Below are 13,273 nucleotides of genomic sequence, written 5' to 3'. Positions count from 1 at the left end.
GGTGGATGTTGCTGTTGTGGGGATGAATCAATCGAGTGCCGCGGCACCGCGTAAAAAATCCTTGTGCAGATCGGCATAGGACACCCGTGGCACACCCGGCAGCCGCTGCTCCAGCACGTGGCTCAGGGATTCTCCGGGATTGAGGTAGGCATCACCGAAATCGCTGCCAAGCTGATTCGGGTGGGCAACGACTTCCAGCACGCCGTCGCTCGGCGCGGGGTCGTTACGCAGATCCACCGGCGTGCACACATAGTCCGCCGTGGCTCCGGCCAGACTCTGCAAGCGCCAGTTGAGCAAACCTTTGAATATGCGTTTCGGCAGACTGAGGTTCTGCCCCAGGTTGCGCGCCAGGCGAATCGGCACGCCTTGATGGGCAGCAAAGCGCGCGACGATTTCGCCGATCGGCCAGATGTTGTGCACGTGCTGATGCGAGTCGATATGGCTCGGCCGTACGCCGTGTTCGACACAGCGCTGCCACTGCGCCTGCAACTCTTCACGCACCGCGTCGCGATCCTCACGTCCGAGCCACAGGCTGTGCCGTGGCAGGCTCAGGTCGAATACGCCGTGGCTATCGCAGAATGTGCGACTGCGCAGGATTGAGGTACTCAGCGGCCGCCCGTAGGTCAGGTTGAAATGCAACCCGACCCGACCTTGCAGCGACGGATGCCGGGCCATCGCGCAGGCTGCTTCGAACGCCGGCATGTTGGCCATGGCCGTGGCCGAGCTGATGACCCCGGCCTGAAACGCGGCGAAGATCGTCGCGTTTTCGTTCGGGCTCAACCCGAAATCGTCAGCGTTGACTATGACTTGGCGAGGCATGATCGCCCTCCGTGGTGATGACGACAGGTGTGGGCGCCGATGCCGGTCTGGCCGCACGTCGCGCGCGCCATTGCTGCACCGTCGGTTTCAAGCGCTGCCAGAGCCGCAATCCCAGCCCCAGCAACATCCCGCTGGGGCGCCAGGAATAGAAACTCCAGCGCCAGTGTTCCAGTTGTCCGGTCATGCGTTCGTGCAGTTGGTGGCTGGAGTTTTCCAGACTGACCCGCGAGGCATCGATCCAGCGCCAATGCTCGTCCAGCCCCCAGCGAATCCATTCCTCCAGCAGCACCCGGCCGCTGCCCAGATCGGCGTATTGCGGCAGGAACGCGAGGTTGTAATCGTAGAGTCGGCCCTGCTCCAGCAAGCCGAGGCGATAGCTGATGCAACGCCCGTTGAGTTCCAGCGTCACCACCCGCACCAGGCCCTGGCCGGCGAGGGCAGTGAAGGCGCGTTCGATCCATTGCCGACTGCGTTCGCTGGCGAAAATCCCCACGCCTTCGTCACCTTTCCAGCTCACCGCTTCGACTTCGCTGATCGCCCGCAACAGGGGACCCATGCTCAGCGCGTCGGGGCAGATGCGCCGCACCTGGGCGCCACACGCGACAATTCGTTTGCGCGCCCGTCGCAGCTTGTAGCGCGGGTCGCCGGAGACCTCTTGGTGATCCGCGTCGCTGATCAGATGCACCGGCACCCGGCAACTGAGGCGGCGTTCGCCCGCAGAACTGTGGGCCATCCATTCGGTCAGGGCGCTTTCGTCACCCGCCGGCTCGGACAATTCGTTGAGTTGCAGCAGGGCGTGCGGCAGCTGTCGGCGGATCAGGTGCAAGGCTTCGCGCATGTCTTCGCCCTTGAGCAATGACAGCAGCGCCAGCCGGTCCGCCAGCGGATAGCCCAAGTGGTGCAGTACACGAAACGGCACGCCGGCAAAGCGCTCACGGCCCGCTACCAGCGGCAGGCACAGGCGCAATTCGTCCGCTTCCCAACCGAGCAGGATGTGCAGGCGCTCACCCGCGCCCAGTGCCTGCTCCGCCGCGCACAACCAGCCCAGGTGGTTGAACGGCGTGTGATCCGTCACCTGCAGGCGCAGCGCTTCATAGGCGGCTGCCGGGAAGTCGGCGGCGCACAGTGAAGTGCGCCATTCGAATCGCGCCGTCATAGGCTCAGACCGCCGTGGCTGTGACAGGTGGGCGGGACGGTTTGCGCAGCGCATCCAGTCGCGAACCGCTGTAGCGGGTTTCGCGGTAGAAGTGCCAGCGACCGAACAGGGTGTAGACGTTCATGATCCGGCCTTGCTCGGTGTAACCCATGCGCAGGTGCAGTTTCAGCGCCGGGACGTTGTGGAATTCGCAGACGTCCACCACCTTGTCGCAGCCCTGGGCCGCCATGGCTTTCCACAGTTCCAGTTGCAGGTCCACCGAGAGCTCGCTGCCCCAGTAGGCACGGGTCAGCTCGCCACCGAATTCGAAGAACTCGCCGGGTTTCACCGGGAACAGGCAGCCGTAGTAATGCCGGTCGAAGTAGTCCCGTGCGCTGCCCCAGATGAACGCCACGGCATCGCCTTGATCGTCCAGGTGCATGTGTCCGGTGTGGCCTTCGTTGGCCAGCTCGGCCATGGTCCCGACGCGGTCGCCGAAGTAGCGGGCAAAGGCGCTGGCGTTGTCGGCGGTGATCTTCACCACCCGCAGCGGCGGATACGGTTTGAGGCTGTGCGGTGGCACCGGACTGACCAGGTCGCGCTCCATCCACAGCAATTCCTGATGAAAAAACACGTAGTGCTTCCACGCCTTGGCGAGGGTGGCGCGCAGGCCTTTTTGTTTGATGTGCTGGCTGAGTTTGCTGACGGTACCCATGTTCTGTACTCCGGCGTTCCGGCAGGGCGAACAACTGTGGCGAGGGGCTCTGTGGCGAGGGGATTTATCCCCGATGGGCTGCGAAGCGGCCCCGCATTTACAGGCTAAAAGCGACGACTGCTGCGCAGCCGATCGGGGATAAATCCCCTCGCCACAAAAACTCCCTACCCACAAATCTTTGTTCGCTTTACCTTTTCTGATATTCGGAATTGGCTTCATGACGCGCTCCAGCTCAACGCGAACAGGGTTTCCCCTGGCAAGTCGAAGCTGACGCGTCCATCGCGGCAGGCAAACGGCGCGTCGCGGCTGCGGTTGTCCGCGCCGAAGTAACGCAACGCACCGTTGTTCAGCGGGCACTTGGCGCCACTCAGGTCAACACGCTGCAAACGCGTGCCCTTGTTCACACCGAGCAGACCCCGCTGCTCGTCGCCGGCCATCGCCAGCACATCGACTTCAAAGCCATCGTTCTCTAGCCACAGCACTTGGTGCAGCCAATGCTGCGCGATGAACTGCTGGGCCAGCCCCACCGGTTTCAGCTCAAAACGCTCATCGCCCAAAACCCGGATCATGCCCTTGGGATACTGCGGTTCATCGGCGGCCTGAAACCAGTTGAGCATGCTCAGCAAACCGTCCTGCGAAGCGTTGATCACCACCGACGCCCACCACAGCGAGGCGTAGTGCGTCTCCTGATCGTAGGGGCTGAGGCTGGAACCGCTGGACATATTGGTCTGATCCAGCAGCAAGGCTTTGCGCGGCTGGCCGTGGCCATCGAGGCCAACCAGTTCGGCGGCGCGGCGCACGCTGTCGCGGTAAACCCGGGTGGCGAGCAGGTCGCGGATCATCCACTCGTGCCACGCCAGTGCGTCGATCTGCTCGGCGGACTCACCGAGCAAACGTCGCGCCCAGTCGATGCCGCGCTTGTCTGCCGCGTTATCGGCGAACGGCCCGTTGACCAGCCGTGAACTGGCCGGCATGGCGATGCGCACGCCAGCCTTGGCATTCGCCGGATCGCTGCGCACTTGCCTGGCCATGCTGGCGAAAATTGCCCGGTATTGCTCGAAGTTTGAATAGTTGAGGTTCGGCTCGTCGGCAAAACCGATGTAGTGCGTGCCTTTACCGCTCAAGGCGCGGGTGCCGGCCAGCCATGCATCGAGGCCGCCATTGCTTTGCACGTCGGCGCGCAGATCGGCCTGACGCTGGCTGCCGGCGAGCAAGGTGATGTCCTGACGGATGCCGAAGCGCTCCTGATAAGCCTGGCGGAACGCGTCTTCGAAGTGCGGATTCTTCGCCGTGACATCGACAAAACTGTAGTAGCTGGCGGCGGTCGCTTTCAGCGCATCCAGCACCGCGTGACTACTGGCGGGTGGCATCACGTAGGGCAGGGCGATGCCCAGATCCGGCGTGCGCCCGAGGATTTTGTCGTGCAGGGTCAGGTGGATCTGGCCGGTCTCTTCGCGCACGGGTTTGAGTTGCTGCGGAGTCTGCGCAAACCGATTGGCCGTGCCGTCGAGCCAGAATGCTGCTTTGCCGCTGCCTTGCAGGCGCAGGCGCCAGACCTGTTCGCGCTCGCTGACCGGCAACGCCAGTTGATCGAACTGCCAATAGGCGCGATAGGGTTTGAGCGTCAGCGTCAGTGTCAGTGGCTGATCATCGCCAACCCGTTGTACCTGCAGCGCGTTGACCCCGCCATGAAACTTGCCGGCAAGCACCGCGTGTTCCCCCGGCGCGACTTTGAAATACAACTCGTCGCCATTCTGCGTCTGCGCGCTGAAATGCACCTTGGCCGGTTCGAACAGCGCCACCGTGTGCTCGTCGTGTTCGACCCGGTAATTGCGGAAGCTGTAGCCGGGAATTTCCAGGCGATAACTGGCGGCACCCGGCAGCAACGCCCAGCTCTGGGTGCCGCGGGTTTCGCTGGCCTTGATCACGCGTTCGCCCTGCAATTTGCCCTGGCCGTCGAGCAGGTACAGATGCTCTTCGTTGGCCTCGGCCTGCCACGCGGGTGTCCAGCGCACGGTCACGGTGTCCGGACGGTCGGTTTGCAGGTACAGGCTGCCGTCGCGGATCTCGCCCCAGCGCATCGACGCGGCAAAGGCGTCCAGCGACAGGCCGAGACCGAGCAGCAGGACCAGGCCTTTCATGCGGCCTTCCGGTGCAGCATCTGCCACATCGGCGCGATGTCGCTGGGCAGGATGATCAGGGTTTGCCAGAACGCCACGCCGCTCAAACGGCAGTACAACACCAGCATCGCCACCGTCACCGCCAGATAGGCAATCGACGACGCCGCTGCCGCGCCGACGATGCCGTAGGCCGGAATCAACACCAGGTTCAGCGCCAGATTGAGCAGGGCGCCTAGACCCATCAGCAGCGACACCGTGCCGGGGCGGTTTTTCCCCAGCAGGTCCAGCCGCAGGATGCTCGCGTAGCACAGGCCGAGCAGCCCCGGCAGCAACGCCAGCAGCGCCGGATACGCCGGTTGGTAGGCGATGCCGAACAGGGTGACGATCAGCCAGTTGCCGATCACTGCCATGCTCAGGCACGCGCCGAGCATCACCGTGGCGGTCAGGCGCAGGGCCAGCGGAGTGACCTTGTCCATGCCTTCGTCCTGTTGCAACAGGCGTTTCATCAGCGGCGTGGTCACCGCTTCCGGGACGATCAGCAGCAGTTCGGCGGCGGCGCTGGCCATCGCGTAATGACCCAGCGCGGTGCTGCCGAGCAGGGCGCCGATGAACAGGTAATCCGAGCGCAGAATCACTTGCTGGAACAGCAGATCCGGATGGCTGCGCGCGCTGTAGCGCAGCAGTTCGTTCTGGCTGGCGCGATCCCATTGCAACTGCAGCGGTTGCGCGCGTTTGAGCCAGACCCAACCGGCCAGCACCACCAGGCTGATCCCGGCCAGCCAACTGATCAACGCCGCTTCCAGCGCCGCGCTTTTCCACATCCAGAACAGTGCGAGAAACAGCAGCAGTGGCGCCAGTGATTCGGTCAGGCGCAAGGCGTTGAACGCGACCACGCCGCCGGAGGCGTTGTGCAGGGTCAGCAGGCCGCTTTTCAGCACGGTCAGCGGCACCGCCAGCAGCAACAGCCACGCCAGCAGACCGAGTTGTACTGTGACATCCAGCTCACTGCCGAACTCACGCACCAGCGCCACCACCAGCAAGGTCAGCAGACCGGCGAGCAAGCAACCGAAGACCAGCACCTGACTCAACAGCAGCCCCATCGGCCGTTGCTTGGCGGCTTGATAACCCACGGCTGAATTCAACCCGCCACTGGTGGCAGCGCTGATCAGGTCGGGCAAGGTGCTGAGCAACGCGAACAACCCGCGTTCACTCGGCCCGAGGATCCGCGCCAGTAACACGTTGCGCAGCAGGCGCAGGGCGATCATCGCCAGTTTGGTGCCCATGCTCAGCGCCAAGTGTTTGAGATAGTGGCTGCGGCTCATGGGCGGTTGCCACGAAAGATGCGCCACGACAGCAACTCCGGGTTGCGCGCAGTACGCTGGCTGACACCGAAACGCGGCAGGTTCAGCGGATCGCCTTCACCGCGATAGATGCCGGTGCCGGTGCCCAGGGCGAACGGGTAATCGTGGGCAGCAATCTGCTTGCGCACGCGATCGTCGTTGTTGCCGTTGGGGTAGCAATACACCGGCAACGGCCGGTTGCAGCCATTGTTCAGGGCGTCGCGGCTGCGGCTGATTTCTTCGCTCAGGCGCACATCGTCCAGTTCAGTGAGGATCGCGTGGCTGGCGCCGTGCGGGCCGAAGCGCACCAGCCCCGAGGCTTCCAGCGCGCGTACCTGATGCCAGTCCAGCGCTTGCGGCTGCGCTTCGGGCGGGCATTCGTCGGTCAGGCGTTCGAGCATCGCCGGCTCAAGGTTTTTCAGGCCTTGCAGGTAATGCAGCAGCGACAGGCTGCGGCGATCAACGTCGATGTCATCCACCAGCACCGGCACCGGATGGTGGATCATGTGCAGGCATTCGATCAGATGCATGCGGGCCTTTTCGCCGTGGCTGCCCCACAGGGTTTCGCCGAGGCTTTCCCACCAGAAGCGCTGACGGCTGCCGATGAAATCGGTGGAGAGAAAAATGCTCGCTGGCACCTGATGTTTTTGCAGCAACGGGAACGCATTGACCGCGTTGTCGCGCCAGCCATCGTCGAAGGTCAGCGCCACCCGTGGGCGTTCGCTGCGCAATGCGGTGGGCGTGAGGATGTCCATCAGCGGCACGCAATCGAAGTGCCGGCGCAGCCACACCAGCAGGTGTTCGAACGCCTTGGGCCCGACACACAGCTCATTGCGGTGCGGCAAGTCGGCGGCGCGGTCGTTGGCCAGCACCCGATGCAGCATCAGAATCACCCCGGCGCCGTGCAACTGGTTTCGTCCCACGGGCGAGTTGAGGTAAAGCCAGCCACTGGTGCGTTTTATTAATTGTTTGATCGCCATGGCTTCGGTCCTCTCAACGGTTTTGTTCAGGGTTCCACTGGGCATATCGGTGGCCGCGCAGGAACTGCCACAGGCCGAGACTCATCCCGGCGAGGGTGACCAGCAGGAACGCGGCCAGACGAAACGGTTTGGGCAAGCGATGTTGCGAGTCCAGCAGTCCGGCCAGCGCAATGGCGTAGCCGAACAGCTGGGCGATCAGGGCCAGTCGATAGAAACCGTGGTCGTCCCACAGCCAGAAGTTGCTCAGCAGCAACGGCAGCAGGAGGATCGGTGCCAGGCGCCGGATCAGTTTGTGGCTGATCAGCGCCAGCGAATACAGGCCATGTTTGAGTGGGTTGAGCAGCTCACTGCGCTGGGCGAGGCTTTGCAGGCCACCGACGGTGACGCGTTGACGGCGGCGGAACTGTTTGTCCGCTTCGTCGACACCGTGGTCGATCACTTGCGCCTCGGGCACGTACACAATGCGCTTGAAGGCCACCGGTGCACAGGTGCTGAGAAAGAAGTCGTCGTTGACCTCCGCCGGCACGCTCTGGAACAGCTCGCGGCGCAGGGCGAGCAGGGCGCCGTCGGCCGAGACCATGCAGCCGGTGCGATTTTCCACCCGACGCAGCCAGCCTTCGTAATGCCGGTACAGACTGTCGCCGACGCTGAGGCCGCCGCCGGTCACCGGAATCACCATGTGCCCGGCGCAGGCGCCGACATTCGGGTCACTCAGCGGGGCGAGCAGGTAGCCGAGGGTTTCCCGCGACCATTGGTTGTCGGCGTCGGTGAACACCAGAATATCGCCAGTCGCCAGGGCTACGCCGGCATTCAGCGTCGCGGCTTTGCCCTGGCGCGGCAGGTCGAGCACAGTGATGCGCGAATCAACCACTTTGTGCGCGCAAGCCACGGTGTCGTCGGTCGAGCCATCGCTGGCGAGAATGATCTGCAGCGTGGCCGGCTGGTAGTCCTGTGCCAGCAGCGTGCGCAACTTGTGCTCGATGTGCCGCGCCTCATTGTGCGCGGCAATCACGATGCTGATGTTCAGCGGCGGCGCCGGGCTGTGGCGCCAGGCCGGGAACAGCGGCGCCAGTACAGTCAGCAGCAGCGGGTAGCCAAGGTAGGCGTATACCGGCAGCAGCAGGCACATCCAGAAAATGAATTCAGCCACGGGCAGGCCTCCTGGTGTTCCAATGACACAGACTGAGAATCAACGCCGCCCCGGCCAGGTGCAGCCGCACCCAGTGCAGGCCCCACAGTTGCAGGGTCAGGCCCACATCATGATGGCGTGAACTCTGGCGAATGCTCAGCACCAGCGCCGGTATCGTGGTCAGCATCACCATGACGGCCGCGTGGTGCGGAAAACCGTTGAGCAGTGCGGAAATCGCCAGCAAGTCGAGCAGCCACGCGCCAAGCGAGAGCAGCGGAAAGCGCAGCAGGCGCAGGCTGAAACCGTGAGTGCGCAGCAGTTGCAGATGACTGCCCTGACGCCACATTTCCTTGCCCATCCACTCGCGCCAGTTCATCTCGTAGCCCCAATGCAGGGCCACGCTGCTGTTCACCGACAGCAGCCGCGCGCCCTGTTCGTGCAGGCGCAGGGTAAATTCCTTGTCTTCGCCGGTACGCAGGTGTTCGTTGAAGCCGCCGACCTTGTCGAACCAGCGCCGGCGCATCAGCAGGTTGGAACTGGGCAGCCAGTCCACCGGGTGCGATGCCTGACTCGACGGGCGCAGCGTGCGCCGTTGCCAGGCGGCGGCGTACCACGGCGCAGTGGCGGGGGTGTGCAGGTCGAGACCGAAGACGTCGGCCTGACCCTCGGCTTGCAGCTCGAACAAGGGCTTGAGCCAGTCTTCGGGCATTTCGACGTCGGCATCAATGAACGCGATCCACTCGCCGCTTGCCAGCAGCGCACCGCGATTGCGCAGCGCGCCGATCAGCAGGCCCGGCAGCACCAGCACCTGTGCACCGAACTGGCGGGCGATGTGCGGGCCGTCGTCGCTCGAACCGTTGTCGACCACAATCAACTCGCACTCGACATCGGCCGCATGTGCGGCTTTTTGCGCCGCCAGCAGCGTGCGGCCGATGTGCCGGGCCTCGTTGTACATCGGGATGATGATGCTGATCCGGCTCATGTCCTGGCCTCGGTCAGTGGCGCCTGTTCGGCCTTGAGGCGCAGGACGCTGGTCAGCGCGAGCATGATCCACAGGTATTTCTGGTTCGGTGCGCTGAGGAACATCAGGAACAGGGTCAGCGACAGAAAGCTCACCCCGAGGTGAGTCATCAGGTCCGCCTGCTGCCAATCGCGCCGCAGCATCCACGCGGCGCGGGCGCGGATCAGGTTGTACAGGCCCAGGCCGAGCATGCCGACAAACAGCAGGCCGGCGGGAATCCCCAGTTCACTGAAAATTTCCAGGTAGGTGTTGTGGGCACGGCGGTACAGGTCGCCGATCTTGCGGTTGGCGGAAAACGCTTTGGCGTAGCCGGTGGTCGCGTAGTGCAGCGGGAAGGTGCCGGGACCGGAGCCGAGCAGCGGGTTCTCGCGGATCATCTGCCCGCCGACCACGATGTACGAGGCGCGCCGGCCGAGGGATTCGTCGTCGTGGCCCTTGGCGCCGGCGCTCAACACGCTCAGGGACTGAATGCGCGCGAGGTAACCGGCGGGCATGGCGTAGATCGCCAGCGGAATCACGATGGCCGCGCCGAGCATGGCGAAACCCAGGTGCCGTGGGCGAATGCGGGTCAGTTGCGCGCGGTAGTGCCAGCAGCCGATCAACAGACTCAACGCCACCACCACCAGCCCGGAGCGCGATTCGGTCTTGGTCATGCCGCCGAGCAGCAACAGGCAGCAAGCGCCCCAGAACAACCGATGCAACAGATTCGGCCCGCGAATCACCAGCAGCAGCGCCAGCGGAATGGCGAAGGCGATCAGCAAGGCGAAGGCGTTGGGGTCTTCCAGCAGACCGGCAGCGCGGCCCTGATCCTGGAATTTGACTGAAAACATCGCCATGGCACAGGTGGCGCTGACACTCAGGGTCACCAGTCGGGCGAACAGGTCGAGGTTCAGTTCACGGCCGATCAGCAGGGTGATGACAAACAGGATCAGCCCGACGCTGAGTTCGCGCAGATGCCCCAGCGACATGCCCAGGTCATCGGTGTTGAACAGGCTGAGGAAATACAGCGCCAGAAACCACAGCAGAAACCGCCAGATATTGCTGCGCAGGCGCTCGGAAGGAATCTGGTGCATGGCCAGTTGCAGCATCAGGATCACCGCCAGCGAAGCGCCGATCAGTTTGCTTCCGGACAATGCGCTGTCCTTGAAGAAACCTTCGAACGGCACCAGCGCGGCAATGCCCAGCAGGCCCCAGGCCGGCTTGCGATACAACACTGTGAAACCCACCAGGCCAATGACCGCGCCGGGTGCGAGAAACGGATAAGGGCTGGCGAGCAGACCGATGCACACCATCCCGAGCAGCGTGACGATCGAGAGCGGGAAAATCATGCGCGTGCCTCCCGTGCCGTGCGGATGTACAGCTGCGACCAGCGTTCGGCCAGGGCCTTGAGGTCGTAGCGATCCTGTTGCGTACGCTTTGCGTTGTCGCACAAATGCCGGGCCAGTTTCGGCTCGCTCAGCAGGTTGTCGAGCTGACGGGCGAGGTCGGCGCTGTCGGCAGGTGTCGCCAGCAGACCGTTATGCCGGTGCTCGAGCACATCGGGAATGCCGCCGACGGCGAACGCCACCACCGGCACGCCGCTCTGCATCGCTTCGAGCAGAATCATCGGCGTGCCTTCGGTGCGCGAGCTGATCACCAGCGCATCCAGGCGCTGCCACCACGGTTGCATGGCGGTCTGGTAGCCGGGCAGACGAATCCGTTGCTGCAAACCTGCGGCGTCGATCCGCTCCTGCAGCGCCTCGCGTTCCGGGCCGTCGCCGAGCATCACCGCGTCCAGTTGCGGATGCTGGTGACACAGCGGAATCAGCGCATCGAGAAACAGGTCCGGACCTTTCTCGCTGCTCAGGCGCCCGACGTAACCGGCGAGCCAGCGCTGGCGGTCAACGGTGCTGACCAGCGCGTCGGCGGCGGGCAATCCGTTGGGGATCACCTGGAGTTTTTCCGCCTGCACGCTGGCCTGACGATGCAGCACGGCAATGCTCTCGGCCACGCACACCACCCGATCCACCGACGCCGTGCGGCACAACTGCAGACTCAGCCAGGTGTAGAACTTCTGCTTGCGGCTGCGCGGGGTGAAGCCGTGTTGGGTGATGACCAGCGGCAAACGCAACAGCGTTGCGCCGACCCAGCCGAACAACAGCCCTTTGAAGTTGTGGGTGTTGATCAGCGGCCGTTCGCTGCGCCGGGCCCGCAGGTGGCGCAACAGCTCACCCAGCCCGGCACAGCCACGGCAGTCCACCCCGGCCTCGCGAAAGCGCGCGATCAACGCCGGCGGTGCATCGAGGAAAAGCACCTGGTGCTGCCCCGGTGTCGCCAGGCAGTGATCGAGCAGCATGCGCTCGGCCCCATAGAAGCCGCCGCTGCTGAGCAAATGAATGATCGGCAGCGCGGCGTTCGGGGTGGACAGCGTGTTCAATTGCGCACCCAGTGCACGAAGCTTGGCACGGTCCAGTTCTTGTGCGGATTGCTCGGCAGCACGTTCTCGTCGTTGATCACCAGCAACACCGGCAGGCCCAGTTCGTGGGTGATTTGCGCAGGGTGTTTGAAACGGTGATCGAAGAACTCACGCACATAGACCAGGGCTATCGCCAGCAGCAGACCGGTGAACAGCCCGAACGGAATGATCAGCAGCGGTTTGGGGAACGCTGGCTCGGTCGGCTCGAACGGCGGGCTGAGCACCTTGGCGTTCGACAGGTCGTCGTTGAGCGAACCGGCGGTGCTGCTTTCGGCAAAGCGTTGCGCGTAGGTCGAGAACGCCGTGTGCAGCGCGTCGATTTCCGTGTCCATCTGCCGCAGCTTGCTCTGGGTCTGCTGCAAGGTGTGGATGCGGTTCTTGAACTCGGCGATGCGCGCGGTTTTCTGATCGATCACCTGTTGCACCACGGCCAGATCGTTGGTGCGCTCCTGAATGCGGTTGCTCACCACTTTGAGGAACTGCTGGCGGGTGCGGGCGATCTGTTCGCGGGTCAGCAGCATCGGCTCGCTGCCGGGCTGGAACACCGCGAGGTCATTCATGTAGCGGCTGACCTGAGTGGTCAGTTGCTCGCCCAACTGTTTGATTTCCCGATCCTCGAACGCCACGTTATCGACGGTGGTGGTGAAGGTGAAGGGGAAGGTGTAGTCGTTGAGCTTGTTGCTGCTGGCGGCCGTCAGCGCGGTTTTCAGGTATTCGAGCCAGCGCTGGCTCTGCAACAGGCGATCCTGATACAGGTTCAGGGCCTGCTCTTCGGTATTGATCGCGTTCAGGCGGAAGGTGATTTCTTCCTTCGGATCGGACGATGCAACACTTTCCAGCAGCGCTTGCCGATTACCTTCCAGCCCGTCGAGACGCACCTGATACAGGTGCTTCTTGGTTTCATAGAAGGATTGCGGCAGGTCGATCGATTGCAGCGCCTGACGGCTGCCCAGATAGTTCTGCAGCAGGGTGGCGACGAACGTCGTGCCCTGATGCGGATCGGGGAAGCTGTAGACGATCGAGATCACGTTGGAGCCTGGCAGGGTCTCGATTTTCAGGCTGTTGATCGCATCTTGCGTCAGGCCGTCGAGCACGGTGTCACGCACCGGATCGGTTTGCAGCCCGAGCATGTTGCGCAGCGGATTGATCACGTACTCACGCAGCGGCGAAGAGATATAGCGGCGGAACGGTTCGCTCACCAGTTTGGCGAAGATGCCCGCCGGCGGGTTGTACTCGCCCTTGTCGCGCAGCTCGCTGATGGTCTGGCGGATCAGCGCCGGGGACCGCAGGATGTTGCTTTCGGTTTCCATGTCCGCCAGCGACGGCGGAATGAAGGTGGCGTTATCGACCGTCAGTGACGTGGTGGCGTCACCCTGGGAGAGTTTTTTCGACTGCACGATCACCTGAGCGGTGATATCGAAGCTCTGTTTGAGCACCAGCGGCAGTACCAACGCGATGACTGCAAAGATCAGGAAGACCCGTTTCACCAGTTGCTTGTTGGCGAAGAAGATCCTGAAGAACTCATGCAGGTAGTTTTCCTTTGGATTCATGATCGGTCA

11 protein-coding genes are annotated in these 13,273 nt (G+C 63.4%); all 11 read right to left on the bottom strand.

All coding sequences use genetic code 11. The features are described 5' to 3' along the window. Nucleotides 1-27: 27 nt before the first annotated feature. A complete protein-coding gene (locus ACOYXI_RS08935) occupies nt 28-819 on the bottom strand; it encodes a ChbG/HpnK family deacetylase (RefSeq protein WP_461674750.1) in 792 nt (263 codons plus the stop codon). Then, nucleotides 791-1,975, bottom strand: a complete 1,185-nt coding sequence (locus tag ACOYXI_RS08930; RefSeq protein ID WP_461674749.1) for a GNAT family N-acetyltransferase — start codon at nt 1,973-1,975, stop codon at nt 791-793. The genes ACOYXI_RS08935 and ACOYXI_RS08930 overlap by 29 nt, the downstream gene beginning before the upstream one ends. 4 nt (nt 1,976-1,979) lie before the next feature. Further along, complete coding sequence (locus ACOYXI_RS08925; RefSeq protein ID WP_134786787.1) at nt 1,980-2,669, bottom strand: GNAT family N-acetyltransferase; 690 nt, start codon at nt 2,667-2,669, stop codon at nt 1,980-1,982. A gap of 215 nt (nt 2,670-2,884) precedes the next feature. Next, entirely contained in the window at nt 2,885-4,810 is a 1,926-nt protein-coding gene (locus ACOYXI_RS08920) for a hypothetical protein (protein WP_461674748.1), read from the bottom strand. Then, the gene (locus tag ACOYXI_RS08915) at nt 4,807-6,111 is read right to left on the bottom strand and encodes a lipopolysaccharide biosynthesis protein (RefSeq protein ID WP_135296944.1); all 1,305 of its coding nucleotides are present in this window, start codon (nt 6,109-6,111) and stop codon (nt 4,807-4,809) included. Before ACOYXI_RS08915 ends, ACOYXI_RS08920 begins: the two co-directional genes overlap by 4 nt. After that, nucleotides 6,108-7,109 (bottom strand): polysaccharide deacetylase family protein, encoded by a 1,002-nt coding sequence (locus tag ACOYXI_RS08910; protein WP_330207003.1) that lies wholly within the window; start codon nt 7,107-7,109, stop codon nt 6,108-6,110. The genes ACOYXI_RS08915 and ACOYXI_RS08910 overlap by 4 nt, the downstream gene beginning before the upstream one ends. Before the next feature lie 13 nt (nt 7,110-7,122). Beyond that, the gene (locus ACOYXI_RS08905; protein ID WP_134786786.1) at nt 7,123-8,259 is read right to left on the bottom strand and encodes a glycosyltransferase family 2 protein; all 1,137 of its coding nucleotides are present in this window, start codon (nt 8,257-8,259) and stop codon (nt 7,123-7,125) included. Beyond that, nucleotides 8,252-9,220: a glycosyltransferase gene (locus ACOYXI_RS08900; protein ID WP_461674747.1), complete on the bottom strand. Its 969-nt coding sequence runs from the start codon at nt 9,218-9,220 to the stop codon at nt 8,252-8,254. The genes ACOYXI_RS08905 and ACOYXI_RS08900 overlap by 8 nt, the downstream gene beginning before the upstream one ends. After that, the gene (locus ACOYXI_RS08895; protein ID WP_134786784.1) at nt 9,217-10,587 is read right to left on the bottom strand and encodes an O-antigen ligase family protein; all 1,371 of its coding nucleotides are present in this window, start codon (nt 10,585-10,587) and stop codon (nt 9,217-9,219) included. Before ACOYXI_RS08895 ends, ACOYXI_RS08900 begins: the two co-directional genes overlap by 4 nt. Further along, complete coding sequence (locus ACOYXI_RS08890; RefSeq protein WP_210558971.1) at nt 10,584-11,675, bottom strand: glycosyltransferase family 4 protein; 1,092 nt, start codon at nt 11,673-11,675, stop codon at nt 10,584-10,586. Before ACOYXI_RS08890 ends, ACOYXI_RS08895 begins: the two co-directional genes overlap by 4 nt. Next, nucleotides 11,672-13,264: a GumC family protein gene (locus ACOYXI_RS08885; protein ID WP_461674746.1), complete on the bottom strand. Its 1,593-nt coding sequence runs from the start codon at nt 13,262-13,264 to the stop codon at nt 11,672-11,674. The genes ACOYXI_RS08890 and ACOYXI_RS08885 overlap by 4 nt, the downstream gene beginning before the upstream one ends. Between the last annotated feature and the right edge of the window lie 9 nt (nt 13,265-13,273).

Source organism: Pseudomonas sp. G3-19, from assembly GCF_054855875.1.
This window is presented reverse-complemented; position numbering and strand designations above follow the sequence as displayed.

What these genes read in the sequence shown, in the direction of transcription:
- ACOYXI_RS08935 (WP_461674750.1), bottom strand. Translation starts at nt 819, where the DNA reads ATGCCTCGCCAAGTCATAGTCAACGCTGACGATTTCGGGTTGAGCCCG.
- ACOYXI_RS08930 (WP_461674749.1), bottom strand. Translation starts at nt 1,975, where the DNA reads ATGACGGCGCGATTCGAATGGCGCACTTCACTGTGCGCCGCCGACTTC.
- ACOYXI_RS08925 (WP_134786787.1), bottom strand. Translation starts at nt 2,669, where the DNA reads ATGGGTACCGTCAGCAAACTCAGCCAGCACATCAAACAAAAAGGCCTG.
- ACOYXI_RS08920 (WP_461674748.1), bottom strand. Translation starts at nt 4,810, where the DNA reads ATGAAAGGCCTGGTCCTGCTGCTCGGTCTCGGCCTGTCGCTGGACGCC.
- ACOYXI_RS08915 (WP_135296944.1), bottom strand. Translation starts at nt 6,111, where the DNA reads ATGAGCCGCAGCCACTATCTCAAACACTTGGCGCTGAGCATGGGCACC.
- ACOYXI_RS08910 (WP_330207003.1), bottom strand. Translation starts at nt 7,109, where the DNA reads ATGGCGATCAAACAATTAATAAAACGCACCAGTGGCTGGCTTTACCTC.
- ACOYXI_RS08900 (WP_461674747.1), bottom strand. Translation starts at nt 9,220, where the DNA reads ATGAGCCGGATCAGCATCATCATCCCGATGTACAACGAGGCCCGGCAC.
- ACOYXI_RS08895 (WP_134786784.1), bottom strand. Translation starts at nt 10,587, where the DNA reads ATGATTTTCCCGCTCTCGATCGTCACGCTGCTCGGGATGGTGTGCATC.
- ACOYXI_RS08885 (WP_461674746.1), bottom strand. Translation starts at nt 13,264, where the DNA reads ATGAATCCAAAGGAAAACTACCTGCATGAGTTCTTCAGGATCTTCTTC.